Origin of the sequence: Robiginitalea aurantiaca (assembly GCF_030380815.1) — a bacterium.
GTDB classification, from domain to species: Bacteria; Bacteroidota; Bacteroidia; order Flavobacteriales; family Flavobacteriaceae; genus Robiginitalea; species Robiginitalea aurantiaca.
This window is the reverse complement of the sequence record NZ_JAUDUY010000002.1, coordinates 537,459-551,918: the sequence shown is the minus strand read 5'-3', so window position 1 is coordinate 551,918 and position 14,460 is coordinate 537,459. Positions and strand designations below refer to the sequence as shown.

10 protein-coding genes and 1 other RNA gene are annotated in these 14,460 nt (G+C 43.1%); all 11 read right to left on the bottom strand.

Features of this window, described 5'->3' with window-relative positions:
- Positions 1-1,545, bottom strand: coding sequence for a DUF1254 domain-containing protein (locus QU605_RS05940; protein WP_289724357.1), 1,545 nt, complete (start codon positions 1,543-1,545; stop codon positions 1-3).
- A gap of 15 nt (positions 1,546-1,560) precedes the next feature.
- Positions 1,561-2,364 (bottom strand): acid phosphatase, encoded by an 804-nt coding sequence (locus tag QU605_RS05935; RefSeq protein WP_289724356.1) that lies wholly within the window; start codon positions 2,362-2,364, stop codon positions 1,561-1,563.
- A gap of 30 nt (positions 2,365-2,394) precedes the next feature.
- Positions 2,395-4,758 carry an arylsulfatase gene (locus QU605_RS05930; protein ID WP_289724355.1) on the bottom strand — a complete coding sequence of 788 codons (2,364 nt, stop codon included), beginning with the start codon at positions 4,756-4,758 and terminating at the stop codon, positions 2,395-2,397.
- A 50-nt stretch (positions 4,759-4,808) separates the two neighbouring features.
- A complete protein-coding gene (locus tag QU605_RS05925; protein ID WP_289724354.1) occupies positions 4,809-6,275 on the bottom strand; it encodes a DUF1254 domain-containing protein in 1,467 nt (488 codons plus the stop codon).
- Between the two features lie 72 nt (positions 6,276-6,347).
- Positions 6,348-8,747, bottom strand: coding sequence for an arylsulfatase (locus QU605_RS05920; RefSeq protein ID WP_289724353.1), 2,400 nt, complete (start codon positions 8,745-8,747; stop codon positions 6,348-6,350).
- 23 nt (positions 8,748-8,770) lie between these two features.
- Positions 8,771-10,198: a DUF1254 domain-containing protein gene (locus QU605_RS05915; protein WP_289724352.1), complete on the bottom strand. Its 1,428-nt coding sequence runs from the start codon at positions 10,196-10,198 to the stop codon at positions 8,771-8,773.
- A gap of 31 nt (positions 10,199-10,229) precedes the next feature.
- Positions 10,230-11,045 carry a hypothetical protein gene (locus QU605_RS05910; RefSeq protein WP_289724351.1) on the bottom strand — a complete coding sequence of 272 codons (816 nt, stop codon included), beginning with the start codon at positions 11,043-11,045 and terminating at the stop codon, positions 10,230-10,232.
- 327 nt (positions 11,046-11,372) lie between these two features.
- Positions 11,373-11,957 carry a TetR/AcrR family transcriptional regulator gene (locus tag QU605_RS05905; protein WP_289724350.1) on the bottom strand — a complete coding sequence of 195 codons (585 nt, stop codon included), beginning with the start codon at positions 11,955-11,957 and terminating at the stop codon, positions 11,373-11,375.
- A 209-nt stretch (positions 11,958-12,166) separates the two neighbouring features.
- Positions 12,167-12,619, bottom strand: a complete 453-nt coding sequence (locus QU605_RS05900) for a pyridoxamine 5'-phosphate oxidase family protein (RefSeq protein ID WP_289724349.1) — start codon at positions 12,617-12,619, stop codon at positions 12,167-12,169.
- Positions 12,620-12,795: 176 nt separating this feature from the next.
- Positions 12,796-13,536: a DUF6090 family protein gene (locus tag QU605_RS05895; RefSeq protein WP_289724348.1), complete on the bottom strand. Its 741-nt coding sequence runs from the start codon at positions 13,534-13,536 to the stop codon at positions 12,796-12,798.
- A 461-nt stretch (positions 13,537-13,997) separates the two neighbouring features.
- Positions 13,998-14,396: a transfer-messenger RNA gene (ssrA, locus tag QU605_RS05890) on the bottom strand.
- Positions 14,397-14,460 lie beyond the last annotated feature (64 nt).

The following is a 14,460-nucleotide window of genomic DNA, read 5'->3' as shown; positions in this document are numbered from 1 at the left end:
CTATTTCACCAATTCAACTTCTCCGGGTCTCCATGTTTTATCTATCCATGGTTTTAAAGGACCATACACACGAAGGATGACTATAAAACTTTTTCCCGGAATGGTTTGCAACCAATTATTTTCCTGACCTGGTCCGGGGTTTGGTGAGAAAAAGACATCGAAAGAACCATCTTCGTTTTGCTTAAATCCTTCCGTTAAACTACCCACTGTTGGAAATTGCTGATCGGTCTGTAGCAACGAGCGTGTTTGGGTATCATAAATGGTTACCGCCCAAAAATCATTAACCGGTACATCTGCCGGGATATGCAATTTGTATTCTTTTGCGCCATCAAAGGGATTTTTATCTCCATCCAGAAATGCAATGGCGTAATCAGATCCAGCTCCTTCCATAGTAACGGCCATAGCCGGAGTAACGGCCGTATAGTTATAGTGGAACATATCCAATGCATCGGTATTATAGCCTCCGGTTTCAGTAGTGAAGAACACGTTTTTATCGGCAAAAGCCATTATCCATGAACTTTCAGTATCCGGATATATTTCAACACCCTCCAAATTCATAGCGGTACGCGGATAGTAAGTGATGGAGCGGGCTGCAGCATTTCCTATGGCAACAGCTTCAGTAAGTATTTTTTTCATTCTTTCGTCTGGAGCAAAAGGCTTTCCCTTTTCAATGCCGATGGATGCAAAGAGGCCTTTTGTTTGATTGTCGAGCATATCCACATACTCCTCATTAATCCATTCTGCTAAATGCTCATAGAACGAAAAGTCGTTGGTGTGTACCGTGTTAAAATCCACGCCCGAAATATCTACCAACTCCATTTTTTTGGCATTGTCTTTTTCAGTCAATGGATATATTTTTAGGTTTTCTCCGATCATCTTTACGGCTTTATCTATGCCATTTGCAATGGATGTACGTGTGAAAACAAAGACTCTATTGGTCGGGGACTGAATGACAAAATAACCTTCCGGAACCTCACCCTCATACCCTGGAGGTAGTATCAAATAGTTGCCGCCTTTGCCTTTGTCTTCGCCAAAAGGTCCGATATCGGCTATGTAGCGAAACCATGCATCGTTAAAAGCACCCAACATGCCCGGAGGAGTTTCCATAACTATGGGGCCGCTTTTACCAACGTTTATATATGGAGTTACATAAATGGTTGAAGTGTTTGCCGTTAGTAGAAGTGATTTCGAATCTAACAAGGTTTTTGTGATGCCTACTTTATTGTAATCATCCACTCCTACTTCTTCTAACCCAAGTATTAAACCTCTTACCGAAGCACCGGGAATACCTTTCATAAACGCATCTACTCCTCGCATTCTATCGAGGTAATCATAGACATTTTCCGATGTTTCTTTTGAAGGAACTCCATCAAAGTATTCTAAAGAACCAATACTTGTTTCTACCTTATCAGGAGTCAAAATACCCGTTGGAATTTCGGTGGTCATTTCGTACGTCTGAACGGTCTCTTTTTCTTTAACTGCTGCCTCTTGCTGACACCCTGCAAAAATCAAGACTAACAGGATTACGCTAATACCTCTTTTCATATTGTGATAGTTTAATTATTCTTCTAAAACCGCCAAGGCCGCTACTTCTTCTTTTGCCACTTCTAAATCAATCCTAAAATCGATATTAGCATGTAAGGCAGCTACAGCTGCTGCCCCCATCATTCTTCCATAAACCACATCGCTGTGCCAATGCACATTACATACGTTACGACTTATGCCAAACTGTTTTCCTCTTTCGAGAATATCATCGGCTTCCTCAGGAAATACCTCAGTTAAAATTAAGGCCCAGGCCCAACCAATAGCAGTATGTCCTGAAGGGTATGAGCCATCTTTGCGTAAAGCGGCTTCATCTTCAGGAGTGCAAATAGGGGTGTTATTTACCATAAATGGTCGTCCACGCTGATAGTGGTTTTTCGCAGCATAAGTTGATAAACCTGCGTCTGTCAAAGTTCTCCGAAGTATCATATACAAATGAGGCGTGGTCTCTTCAGATATTTGTACTTCCAAAACCCTATTAAATGCATTAACCGCTTCAGGGAATGATAATACCGCATCTTGAGTGGCTTGCTCTTTTCTGGCTTCATCTTTCGAAGCTACATACTTTGCAGCCATTTCCTGATCTAATTGGAGAGCTGCTGAGCCTTCTTCCGGTGGTGGAGGGACTAGTTCTAAACTATTTGGGATTGCATCTTTGGATAAATACCCCTCTAAAATTCCAGGGCTAATTTCCTTAAGATCCTTTGATAAAGATGTACTAGGTTGCGTTATAATCTTTGATTGCGGTCCACAACTTAACATTACTGCGGAGAGTATTACCGCTGTAAAAAAACTAGGCCTTAAAAATTTTCGTTTTATCATTGTAGTGGATAAAAATTTTCAGAATACGTCCTAATCAATATATTTAATATCGATCTTCTCAATCTTGCCATTAAACTTAAATGGCGCCCTGTCAAAGTAATCCAGTGCTACAGGTGATCCCAAATCCGCCCCAACATCAAAGGTTTCAGATGCGGTATGAATACTTGGTACAGAACGTTCTATTCTCCCTTGCCCAACTTCTTTACCATTGACTTTTAAAGTAATGGTCGCAGGAGCCATACGTTCCTTGGTATCATATTTTGTTACTACTTCAATTTTTACCTTCCCGGTGGGAATAGCTGATTTAGAACGAATCTTGTAGCGATTCAAGGTCATGGCATTGTATTCTGCTTTTAAAACACCCTGATCCATGTAGACTGTGAACCCTGATGAGATACCCCCTACAGCAAAAAAGACCCCTTCTGCACCCTCAGTAATTTCTGCATCAATCACTGCTGAGGTAGATCGTCCACTCAGGAACTTTGGAGCCATTGCTTCAGGAATTCGGTTTTGACCTTCATAAAAAGACCATTCTTTTAGTGGAGATGAAGGCAGTTCCTCAGGATGAAAGAATACAGTATACATGGAAGCACCAATCGGGTAGACCAAATTATCAGTAGCTTCCCGGTCGAAAATATCTTTCAATTCAGCTAATTTTTCCGGATTGTCTGAAGCTATATCATTTGATTGAGCATAGTCTTCTTCTAAGTTATAGAGTTCCCAGACTTCTTTTTCCGGTTCCCAGTTTATTATTCCAGTCGGGTCGGTAGACCATGGCGGTTTTGGGCCAGGTGTACCCGCAAACCAACCCTCATGATATACACCCCGACTGCCGAGGATTTCAAAATACTGGGTTTTCTTATTTGATTTTGCCTCCGGCTGATCAAAAGTGTAAGCCATCGATACGCCATCTAATGGTTGTTGCTCTATGCCATTTACAACCTTAGGAGGGGTGATGTCCAAAATGTCATACAGGGTAGCCGCGATGTCATTTACATGATGAAACTGTGAACGTGGCATTTCGTCATGTTTAATTTTTGCAGGCCATGAAATAACCATCGGTGTTCGTGTTCCTCCCAAATGTGCGGCTACTAGTTTGGTGCCCTGAAATGGGGATGAACCTGTATAGGCCCACCCATGGTGATACATAATATCCAGTTTTGGTCCACCCAGGGCATCCATTCCACCGTAGTCTTTATGAAGTACTTCAAGGTGTTCTTCAATGGTCGATGGCATTGAATTCTGTGCCAAAAGTTCAGAGATGGTTCCATTCATACCTTCTGAGGAAGGTCCGTTATCTGAGTTAATGTAGATAATCAGGGTATTTTCAAGTTGTCCCTGACGTTCGAGTTCATCTACAATTTTTCCATACTGCACATCAGTGTGCTCTAAAAACCCTGCATAAATTTCCATCAATCGAGATTGAAATTCGCGCTGTGAGGTAGGAATTTCGTCCCATTTTTGCTGGGTTGAAGCCAATGGGTTGAGAACCGCATCCTGAGGAATCCATCCCAATTCCTTTTGTTTTGCAAAAGTCATTGTTCGTAATGCTTCCCAGCCTTCATCAAATTTACCTTCATATTTATCTGCCCATTCCTTGAAAATCTGGTGAGGGCCATGGACGGCACCCGGCGTGAAATACACGAAAAATGGTTTATCAGGGTTTAATGTTTTACTGGTTCTAATCCACTGAATCGCTTTTTCCGCCAAATCCTCAGTTAAATGGTATTTGGAATCGTGTGGCGCTTGGATGGGATTTGTGTTTTCAAACAGAGAAGGTTCATACTGGGATGATTCTCCTGCCAAAAAGCCATAAAAGTAGTCAAACCCCAGCCCTGTTGGATAGCGATCGAATGGCCCGAGTTTGGTAATATCTGTAATTGGTGTGTTGTGCCATTTTCCAAAGGCGGCCGTATTGTAACCATACGCATTAAGCACTGTAGCAAAGGTTGCTGTGGACTTTGGTATTTTGCCCACATAGCCATCCCAATCAGAAGCCAATTCAGCAATCTGACCTGCTCCGACTCTATGGTGGTTGCGCCCTGTCAATAAGGAAGCTCGTGTAGGAGAACACATGGCCGTCGTATGAAATGCATTGTAGCTAATTCCTGATTTAGCCAAACGGTCCATCGTTGGCATATGAACAGGACCGCCAAAGGTTTCGGGATTGGAGAACCCCGCATCATCAGTCATAAAAATGACGATGTTGGGGGCATCCGCTGGTAGATGATTCTCAGCGGTACGCCACAGGTGTTTTGAGTCGGCAAGGGTTTTACCTGTGGTACTCGCTGAGGGTGGTTCCGGGAAGGGTAAGACTTCTTGTGCCTGCAGTTGCGTAACTCCTAAGAGTAAACCAATCAGACAAACTGTAGACAGATAGATATGGGTTTTCATTTTATCTCCTTTTTATGTACTGTTTTCCTTTATTTGTTAGGTAATTAAAATTACTTCACCAACTTAACATCCGGCATCGTCCAGGATTTGTCCCAAAACTTCTCAGTGCCGCCATATACACGAAGCACTGGTAACGGCTTCCTGCCGCCAGTCGGAATCCAGTTGGATTTCTGCCCTTTGGGCGCTTTCGGGCCAAAATATAGTGTCGTGCTGCCGTCTTTATTTTTCTGCATTGTTTCACCATCGATGGCGGAAGATAGTCCAGGGAGTTTCTCTGGGGTATAGATAAAGGCCCATGTTTCCACATCGTAAATAATCAGGGACCAGAACTGTTTTATCGGCGCGTTGGCAGGCATTGTAAATGAGTAGGTTTTTCCTGCTTCTAACTCCTTTCCGTCTTCATCGGCCAACGCAAATAGATATTGAGTAGCCGGTTGTGGCCCTACTTTTTGTGGATAGTATGTGCCTATAAAATAGCGCTCTGCACGAGTGTCGATATCTATCAAGTTTTCGTAAATAAAGCTAAAGCCACTGTTCTTATCTGCAAACATGCCGTTACCCCAGTGCTTTCCCTCCCACCAAGTTCGCGATGTATCAGCAGAATGCAATATCCGCTCCTGCATGTAATGATATGCATCTGTTACTGCCTGTCGCATGGCTTTCCTGGTTTTTTCATCTGGGTTGTAGGGTTTGCCTTTTTCGATACCGAGGGAGGCCAACATGCCCATCATTACCTTGTCCTGCTCTTTAACATTCTCCAGGCTGAAGATGGCGTGTACATCCTCAAACCAACGCTCATCGTATGAGGGTAGTGATGAAAACCGCATATCCGCGGGATCGATGAACTGAGTTTCTTTGGGGTCATTCAGATAATACATCTTGAGTGTTTTAGCATACGAATAAGCATCAGCAGTTGTTGCGGTCTCACTCTTGATCGAACGAAAGGCAAAATACACCCGGTAACTGGGGCTTTTGACTTCGAGATAACCAGATGGGATCTCCTTCTCATAACCGGGAGGAGTCAGCAGTATCTTGCCGCCTTTACCCTCATCGACACCCGATGGGCCGACGTCGGCAATCGACAATTGCCAGTGGTCGACAATTTGACCGTATAGACTCGCTTTGTCTGTTTCAGCAGGGATTTCTAGCACCACGGGTCCCTTGCTCAGGTCTGTGAGTGCTGTTATGTATGGAGTGACATTATTAGCGGTCAGCGTCTCCAGATTTGCTTCAGCTGGCTTTGAGTAGGCCAGAATTGTGTTTTCAGCACCTCCAACGCCCTTCGTCGCATGGGTAAAGCTATAGATGGCAACAGCAGGCATCGACCAGAGCACAGCTTCGAAGGCGCGCTGGTACTTCACTTGATAGTCTAAATCAGCAACCGAAGATTTTGACCCTGCGGGTGGCTTTCCACCGATGGGATCTGTTGGCAACGACTGGGCATGTAATTGGCCCATGAGGAAAGTGACAGCCAATAAACTACCTATTGTTAGCGCTTTAAACTTTATGACTTTCATTGTTTTAATTAAAAATTATTTAATGGATATTAAACTAAAAAAAGCTGGTGTTTGCAGTCTAAAGAATAGATTCTAATCAATATATTTAATGTTGATCTTCTCAATCTTACCGTTAAACCTGAATGGTGCTCTATCAAAGTAATCCAGCGCCACAGGCGAACCAAAATCTACTCCAACATCAAAAGTTTCCGATGATGTATGCCCGCCTGGTACAGAACGTTCCATACGCACTTGTCCTACTTCTTTTCCATTCACTTTTAAAGTAATCGTTGCAGGAGCCATACGCTCTTTTGTATCATATTTGGTCTCTACCTCAATGTTTACTTTACCCGTGGGAATAGCTGATTTAGAGGAAGCTTTATAACGATTTAATGTCATGGCGTTGTATTCCGCTTTTAAAACACCCTTATCCATATAGACGGTGAATCCTGACGAGATACCCCCTAAAGCAAAAAGTACTCCTTCTGCATCCTTTGGTATTTCTGCATCGATAACGGCCAAAGTAGAGCGTCCGCTTGTAAACTTTGGAGCAATTGCTTCAGGAATTCTACCTTGACCTTCAAAAAATGCCCATTCCGTCAAAGGGGAAGAGGGCATTTCACTGGAGTTGTAGAGCGCAGTATACAATCCTGCTCCAATAGGATATACGAGGTTATCTGAGGCCTCTTTGTCAAATACGGCTTTCAACTCAGCAAGTTTTTCCGGATTTTCTTTTGCCAGGTCTTGCGACTGTGAGTAGTCCTTTTCCAGGTTGTAAAGTTCCCAAACATCATTTTCCGGCTCCCAGTTCATAACACCGGAAATGTCAGTAGACCATGGTATTCGGGGACCTGGAGTCCCTGCAAACCAACCCTCGTGATAAACACCACGGCTGCCCATAATCTCAAAATACTGGGTTGTCCTGGTGGACTTGGCCTCAGCATTATCGAAGGTGTAAACCATGGATGTTCCGTCAAGCTGTTGCTGTTCTATTCCATCCACAAACTTAGGAGCTTCAATATCAAGAATGTCATAAATAGTCGCTGCAATATCATTCACATGATGAAACTGAGAACGAATTTTCCCATCATGCTTTATTTTTGCAGGCCATGATATAACCAGCGGAGTTCGGGTTCCACCCAGATGAGCAGCAACTAATTTGGTACTCTGAAAAGGTGCAGCCCCTGAAAAGGCCCAACCATGGTGATACATGATGTCAAGTTTGGGTCCACCCAAAGCGTCCATCCCGCCATAATCTTTGTTAAGAACATCCATTTGTTGTTCTTGAGTTGAAGGCATTGAATTCTGTGCCAAAAGTTCAGAGATTGTTCCATTCAAGCCTTCAGCAGAAGGCCCGTTGTCGGAGTTAAGATAGATAATCAAGGTGTTGTCCAGCTCTCCCTGACGTTCGAGTTCATCCACAATCTTTCCGTACTGCACATCGGTATGCTCCAGGAATCCTGCATAAATTTCCATCAGGCGCGATTGAAACTCGCGTTGGGATTCCGGGATATCATCCCATTTTTGCATGCTTTCTGCTAATGGGTTCAGCATGGCATCCTTTGGAATCCATCCCAGTTCTTTTTGTTTTTCAAAAGTCATGGTTCTAAGTACTTCCCAACCTTCATCAAATTTGCCGTCATATTTATCTGCCCATTCTTTGAAAATGTGGTGCGGACCATGAACCGCACCAGGAGCGAAATACACAAAAAATGGCTGGTCAGGATTTAATGTCTTACTGGTTCTAATCCACTGAATGGATTTTTCAGCCAAGTCTTCTGTAAGGTGATATTTGGCATCGTGTGGCGCTTCTACAGGGTTGGTGTTTTCAAACAATTGAGGTTCGTACTGTGATGTTTCTCCTGCCAAAAAGCCATAAAAGTAGTCAAACCCCAGCCCTGTTGGATAGCGATCAAATGGTCCTAGTTTAGTTATGTCAGTAACAGGAGTATTGTGCCATTTTCCAAAAGCAGCCGTGTTGTAGCCATAATATGTCAGCACCTGTGCAACCGTGGCTGTAGACTTTGGTATTTTTCCTACATAGCCGTCCCAGTCTGAAGCAAATTCTGCAATCTGGCCTGTAGCAACTCTGTGATGGTTACGCCCTGTCAATAGGGAAGCTCGCGTAGGAGAACACATGGCCGTAGTATGAAAGGCGTTGTAGGTGATACCAGTTTTAGCCAAACGATTCATCGTTGGCATATGAACAGGACCGCCAAAGGTCTCAGAATTAGCAAAACCCGCATCATCAGTCATAAAAATGACAATGTTTGGTGCATCTTTTGGAAGATGGTTCTCGACGGTACGCCACTGGTGTTTTGAGTCGGCAAGGGTTTTACCTGTAGTACTCGCTGAGGGTGGTTCGGGGAAGGGCAAGACTTCCCCCGTCATTGCCTTTCCTTTATTCGATTCCTCTGTATCTTTTGAGTTTGTGCATGCCAGGAATGTTGCCGCTGCCACAAACCAAATCAGACCGTACTTTATCGTTTTCATGATTATTGATTTAATTTTTAGTATTACTTCTGAGATGCTTTAACAAGCTCGGGAGCAACCCATTTCCCTTCAAGGACTTCTTTTTTTGGCCCATAAAGCCTCATCGTGGCATAAAAAGGACCATTTGGAGCAGGTAGCCAGTTGGATTCCAGGGCTGCACCCGGAGACTCTTTTTGAAGATAAAAAGTCAAAGAGCCATCTGCATTTAGTACAAATTGATCCATCATAGGAGAATTGAGTAGATACCTGTCTAAAGGATTGTCTATCAGTAGCTGTGTTGTCCCATCGTACATGGTAAGCGACCAAAAGGCCTTTACCGGTGGAAATTCATCTTTTTTAAATGTAATGGTATAGTTGTTTTTTGACGCGTCCAAAGGACTATCCTTTGCATCAGTCAAATAGGTAGGATAAATCGCTTCCTCTCCTGAGTTTCCATAAATACCCATTAGTGCGCCCATTGCACGAGGGATAAACAAGTCGTTCAAGTTATAGTTAGCTTTTGCGCTTTCATTTAAAAATGTTCTTGTGCCAAATATTTTTCCACTGGCTATTGGGTCATTAACAGCCTTTCCGGCAAATTCTTTCATCGCGGCAAGGCCCTCTTGCGCCCCTTCTTCCAGAGCTTCCTGAATCTCTGGAGACCACTTACTGATATCGAAATCACCTTTACCATCCAATCCAATCTTTGCAAACCTTTCGATAAGCGCTTGCTCTTCTTCAGGTGTTTTAACCAAAGTCAGCATAAAATCGAAATACGGAAATAACTCAGCGCTAAACTCGGTTCCGTCTTTCCATTCAGGAAACTCAATAGCAGGTACAGAAGCAGGTGCCTTCGTTCCGGAAAAAGAGCTATATGACTCAATGATGTAGCCGTCCTGAATATTTTTAACGTTATCTAAATCTTCAGGATTAAAAAGTTGTGTACGAGCGATGGCGAGAAGAAATTGGGTTTCGCAAGGAATAACTTCTGTAATACCTTCTGGGATTTCTCCCTTCCAATCAGGCCCTGTAATGAGATATTTACCGGGAACATTCCCCTTTGCTACCGTACTGATGTATGCAAAATTATGTGTGAAGAGGTCAATAAGTTGCACCTGATAAAACCTTTCGTTTTCAATCTCGGGGATGGTAAATACAACGGGTTCGGCTCTCAGATCTATCCATCCCATACAATAAGGTGTATCTGAATTTGGCGTAATAACGGCCTTGTCTTCAGGAGTATATACTCTGGCTGCACATCCCAATTGATTAAAATCCCCTTTGTATTCCGTTGATTTTTTGTCAAGGGTATAACTGTACATTGTTTTGTAGTTCAGTACTAGAGGAAAGCCATAGATATAGGCTTCTTTGGCAATGGTTTTAGCTTCGGCTGGTGTAAGCTCCGGGGCTTTTTGATTACAGCCGATGAACAGCGCAATCAAAAGCGTCGAAAGGAGAAATTTGAATTTCATTTTTTTAAAGTTTGATTCAACTAATAAGTGGTTAATCCATTGTATTTGATTTTTTGAACAGATTGGCAGGAATCAAAAACTGCATCTGAACCCGCCATTGCCACTCGGGTCCAAAATCGGGTCGTACCACATTGTAATACAATTGCGATTGCAGATTTAACGGCAATTTTCCACCGAGCATCAACACTTTTCCGCCACCGGCTCCCAATGGAACAATCCATCGATCCTCAGAATCCACTGTCCAGTCTGCCGTAATTATGGGAGCACTATTGACATACCATCCGCCGCCCAATTGACGCACCAGAAACAAGTTCAGAAGCATCCGGTTTACTTGCTCCCTATCCGAGTTTCCGGCAAAGGACCAGGTGTTATTCACCAAGCCCCCAAAGGTCCAGTCTCCAGGTTGTACCAATACAACAAGGGATGGGCCAGCACTCCATTTCTGGGTGCCGCGAATGGCTCCCCCGGTAGGCAATTCCACCACAGGGCCAAACCCCCACATGACACCCTTACTTTCGGGAACATAAAACCCGGTAAAAACAACATCGCTGAGTCCTGAAGAAAGGTTTCCGCTTTCCGAACCAAAATCGGGGATATTCACTATGGGAAAGATGGTCCTTGTAATGATTTTACCCCCTGCCAGAGGAATAACAGGTTGTATGTTTAGTACGTTCAAATTGCGGTTGAATTCTCCATAATTCATATTCAGGTTGTTCTGAAAAGGGAGACTTATTAAATCTGCTAATGGATTGGCAGCTGCCTCGGCCAATGCTTCTTTGGATTCCTGGGAGTGCAGCATCCCAACACCTATAAGAGCACATAGGGCCAAGCGGAGTGATTTTTTCATAGTATTTCAATTTGTTGTTCTTTGGCTTCAACGCCTTTGGTTGAAATCTCTTTACTACGGATCCCCGGGGTCTTTGCATGAATGCCATTTTCCCTGTTCTACGAGAGTAAAATCACCGGGTTTCCAGATTTTATCAAACCAAGGTTTCAGCGGATCCTAAAGACTGAGCAGGACAGGGCAGGACATTATTTTAGTCTTTATGAAAAGTCGTTAAACATTTGAACAACAGATCTTTAAACGACTTTTAAATATTCATTTAAAGATACGCAATCTCAAGGGGGTGGGTTAGACAACCCTGTATAGTAACGGCGGTTTGAAGAGGTCCGGCTATACGGTTTTGCGCAGGCGGGTGTAGAGGGGGGAATTCGTGAAGACAGAGAGGTTCTGTATGATTTCTTTAGCGAATTTCTGTAAGGTCCCGGAGGTAAGGTCATCGGGATCCAGCCTGGAGTACCAGGCCTCACCCAGGGTCAGCCAGAGATGGTACACGTCACTATCGGACTGGGTTAAGCCCAAATGTTTGGCAAACAGCTCCAGGGCAAAACTCCTTGCAGAAGATTCATAAGACTTAATAAACAGGTAATTGAAGCCCGGAGTGCTGCGATGGTGAAACAATTGCAGGTTGAATTGCAATGGGATCGTATATTCCCCCAACGCATCGTACAGATCGGGAATAAGGACCTTGAATTCTTCCTTACCCAATTTATTAAAAGCCTCTATGATATGCCAGTGTCTGGTCAGTAATTCATCGATAAAAATTTCAACGTCGCCAAAGTGGTGGTAAAAGGAGGCCCTGGAGGAGCCCACGTCCTTACTTATTTTATTGATGCTTAAGTTTTCCGGACCATACAAAGCAAAATGTTCATAGCCTTTCTCAATCCATAAGTGCCGTTTGCTTTCTACTTCAGACATAAATCACTTTTAAACCACAATAGTTTCGCCATGTGATTATTCTTGCTTCTGCGGATGCTTCTTTTCGCATTGCCGAAGGGAAATTAAAAAAAATTGCCAATATCTCTGGCTTTTTGACTTACGCCTTAAAACGCTGGAGCTTCCGGGATACTACCCAGTTTTCTAAGTTAGGGAATTAATCCATGTTTTGGGGAACACATATTCCCCGCCTACAGCCCATACGTCTTTTTTGCACTTTCGATCTGTGCTTTCTCCGTGGTTTCCGGAAAGAGCATGTATCTGGGAGCTATAATTGGCTTGACCTTTTCTACGGTGATTTGTGTTATCGTTGCGAAAGGAAAATTACCCCCGGTCATCCCGGTCAGTATTTTTTCCATTTCTGAGAATTCAGAATCCGCTTTGTCCGTAATTTTCGCTTTACCCGTAACCTGAAATCCCTTTTGTACGAGAATATCGATAAAACTCACGCACACCTTCGCGTTTTCCCCTATGTTTCGCACGGTTTGGGGTGAAGCTATATTGGCAACTATAATCTTGTCCCTTCCGAAATATGTGAAAATCTCCTTAGGCGAGACGTTCGGGACATTTTCAGCAGATGCGGTCGCCAGCCAGCAGAGTACACTTCTGTCCAGGTATTCCTTAACTTCTGAGGATAGTTCCATATCGGGTTTACTTGCGAAAAGGCCCTCATTTTATACAGACCTCCACGACAACCTTGCTTGCAGCGTTGATGGCAAAGTAACTTACACCTGAGGGCTCACATCAAACTGAAAATCCGGGAGGATTTTCAGAAGCAGGCCAGAAAAAGCAATTACTTATAGCCACTGTTGTGCTTTCGTTATTTTTTTCGTTCTGCCAATTCTGTGTCAACCATCTTTAACACTTCTTCAGTTTTTTCTTTGAAACCCATTAAATTTCGTTCATATGTCAAATTCAAAAGTTCCAAATGGTAGAATGGTCCTAAAACTTTTGGGTCATTAATTAACTGGTTATAATCATAAGCTGTCATTATTCCACCAGAGCCTTCCGGATTTTTAGTAAGCTTAAAGTTATCATATAAATTATCAGCTTGAATCAACCCTAATTGTTCAATTCTAGTAAGAATTCCATTTATATCTGATAAATCGGTTGTATAGTGTTTCGTAATTCGCTTTCTTAAATCGGTATTTTGAATAATATCAAAACCTCTTTCCTTTAAAAGCTCAAAACCCGAGTTGTTAAAAGTTTTGTAACCTCTGTGATAATAGACATCCATAAATAAACCGTCTAGTTTTTTATCATAGGGCAACTTGTTTTCAATATGCATTATCACTTCTCTACTATGAAGTATTTTAGTTTCTAAATTCTTTAAGTTTGTGGATAAAACAGATACGTCTTGATTCAGTGCTACTTGTATTTCAGACAGCGTTTCTAATTCCGACAATCTTAATTGTTTATTCTTATTCCAAGTATTTATTTGTAACGCAATTAAGATTCCGATAACCACAAGGACAATCTCCCCAATTGCATAGATGAGATATCTACTGAACTTATTTTCAGATAGTAGTCTTTGTCTAATTTTTCTAAAAAATTTTATCATTGGTTAGCGGTTGGTTATAATGAAACACAACATGTTTTATAAACATAAATATAGCCCTTATCCCATAATGTAGTTTCGCGTAAACGTAATTGAAGCTCTCCTTATCCATGATGCTGTTGTGCGCAGGCATTTATGTGGAATGTTGAATGAGGGTTAATTAAGCTTTCCTCATTGGTCCAGGTCTGACCAATTATACCTGGTCCTGCGGACCTTTTTAGCGAGGAGCGAGCTGGTGCGTTGGTGATAAGGGAGTAAATATCATTGAGTTGTTCATATTTAATTGTAGCGGAGGGATTACCTCGCTTTGCTCGGTGATCCCTTGGGCTCCCATCCTGCAAATGCAAACCTTGCCCTGGCTCTGCCAGGGTGGTTTCGCGTTCCTTTTCCCGCGTTCAAAGGAGCTTGACGCGGTTCTAAGAAGCACGAAACCCCACCGGATTCCCGGCGGGGTTTGCGTTAGATTGTGGAGCCGGAGGGATTCGAACCCTCGTCCAAACAAGCAATACTAATGCTTTCTACATGCTTAGTTTCTGATTGATTGTCGGCGCGAAACTGACCAAAAACCGCCTATTACGCGCTTAGCTTCTTTAGGTTTGCCCGGTTGCCGAAGCAACAACTGGGCTATGTTGACTTTTATGGTGCCCCCGGTAGGGTCGCCGTCAACAAGGGCTACCCGGGGACATTTAGCTTTCCCGCCTTGCGGGACTAGGCCTTAACTTACTATAATTCAGTTAATTAGGCTGCTAAAGCGTAGTTAGACTCGCCATTTAAAAATGTGAGTTATGAGATTAACGAGCTGTATCCCAGCGCTCGGCATGCTTACATCACCACTGATCTCGCTGTCAAAACCAGTCGGCCCCAAATTTCAATGAACTCTTATTTCTTCAGTACGCCTTTACGGAAAATTATGCTTCCGGTAAAGCG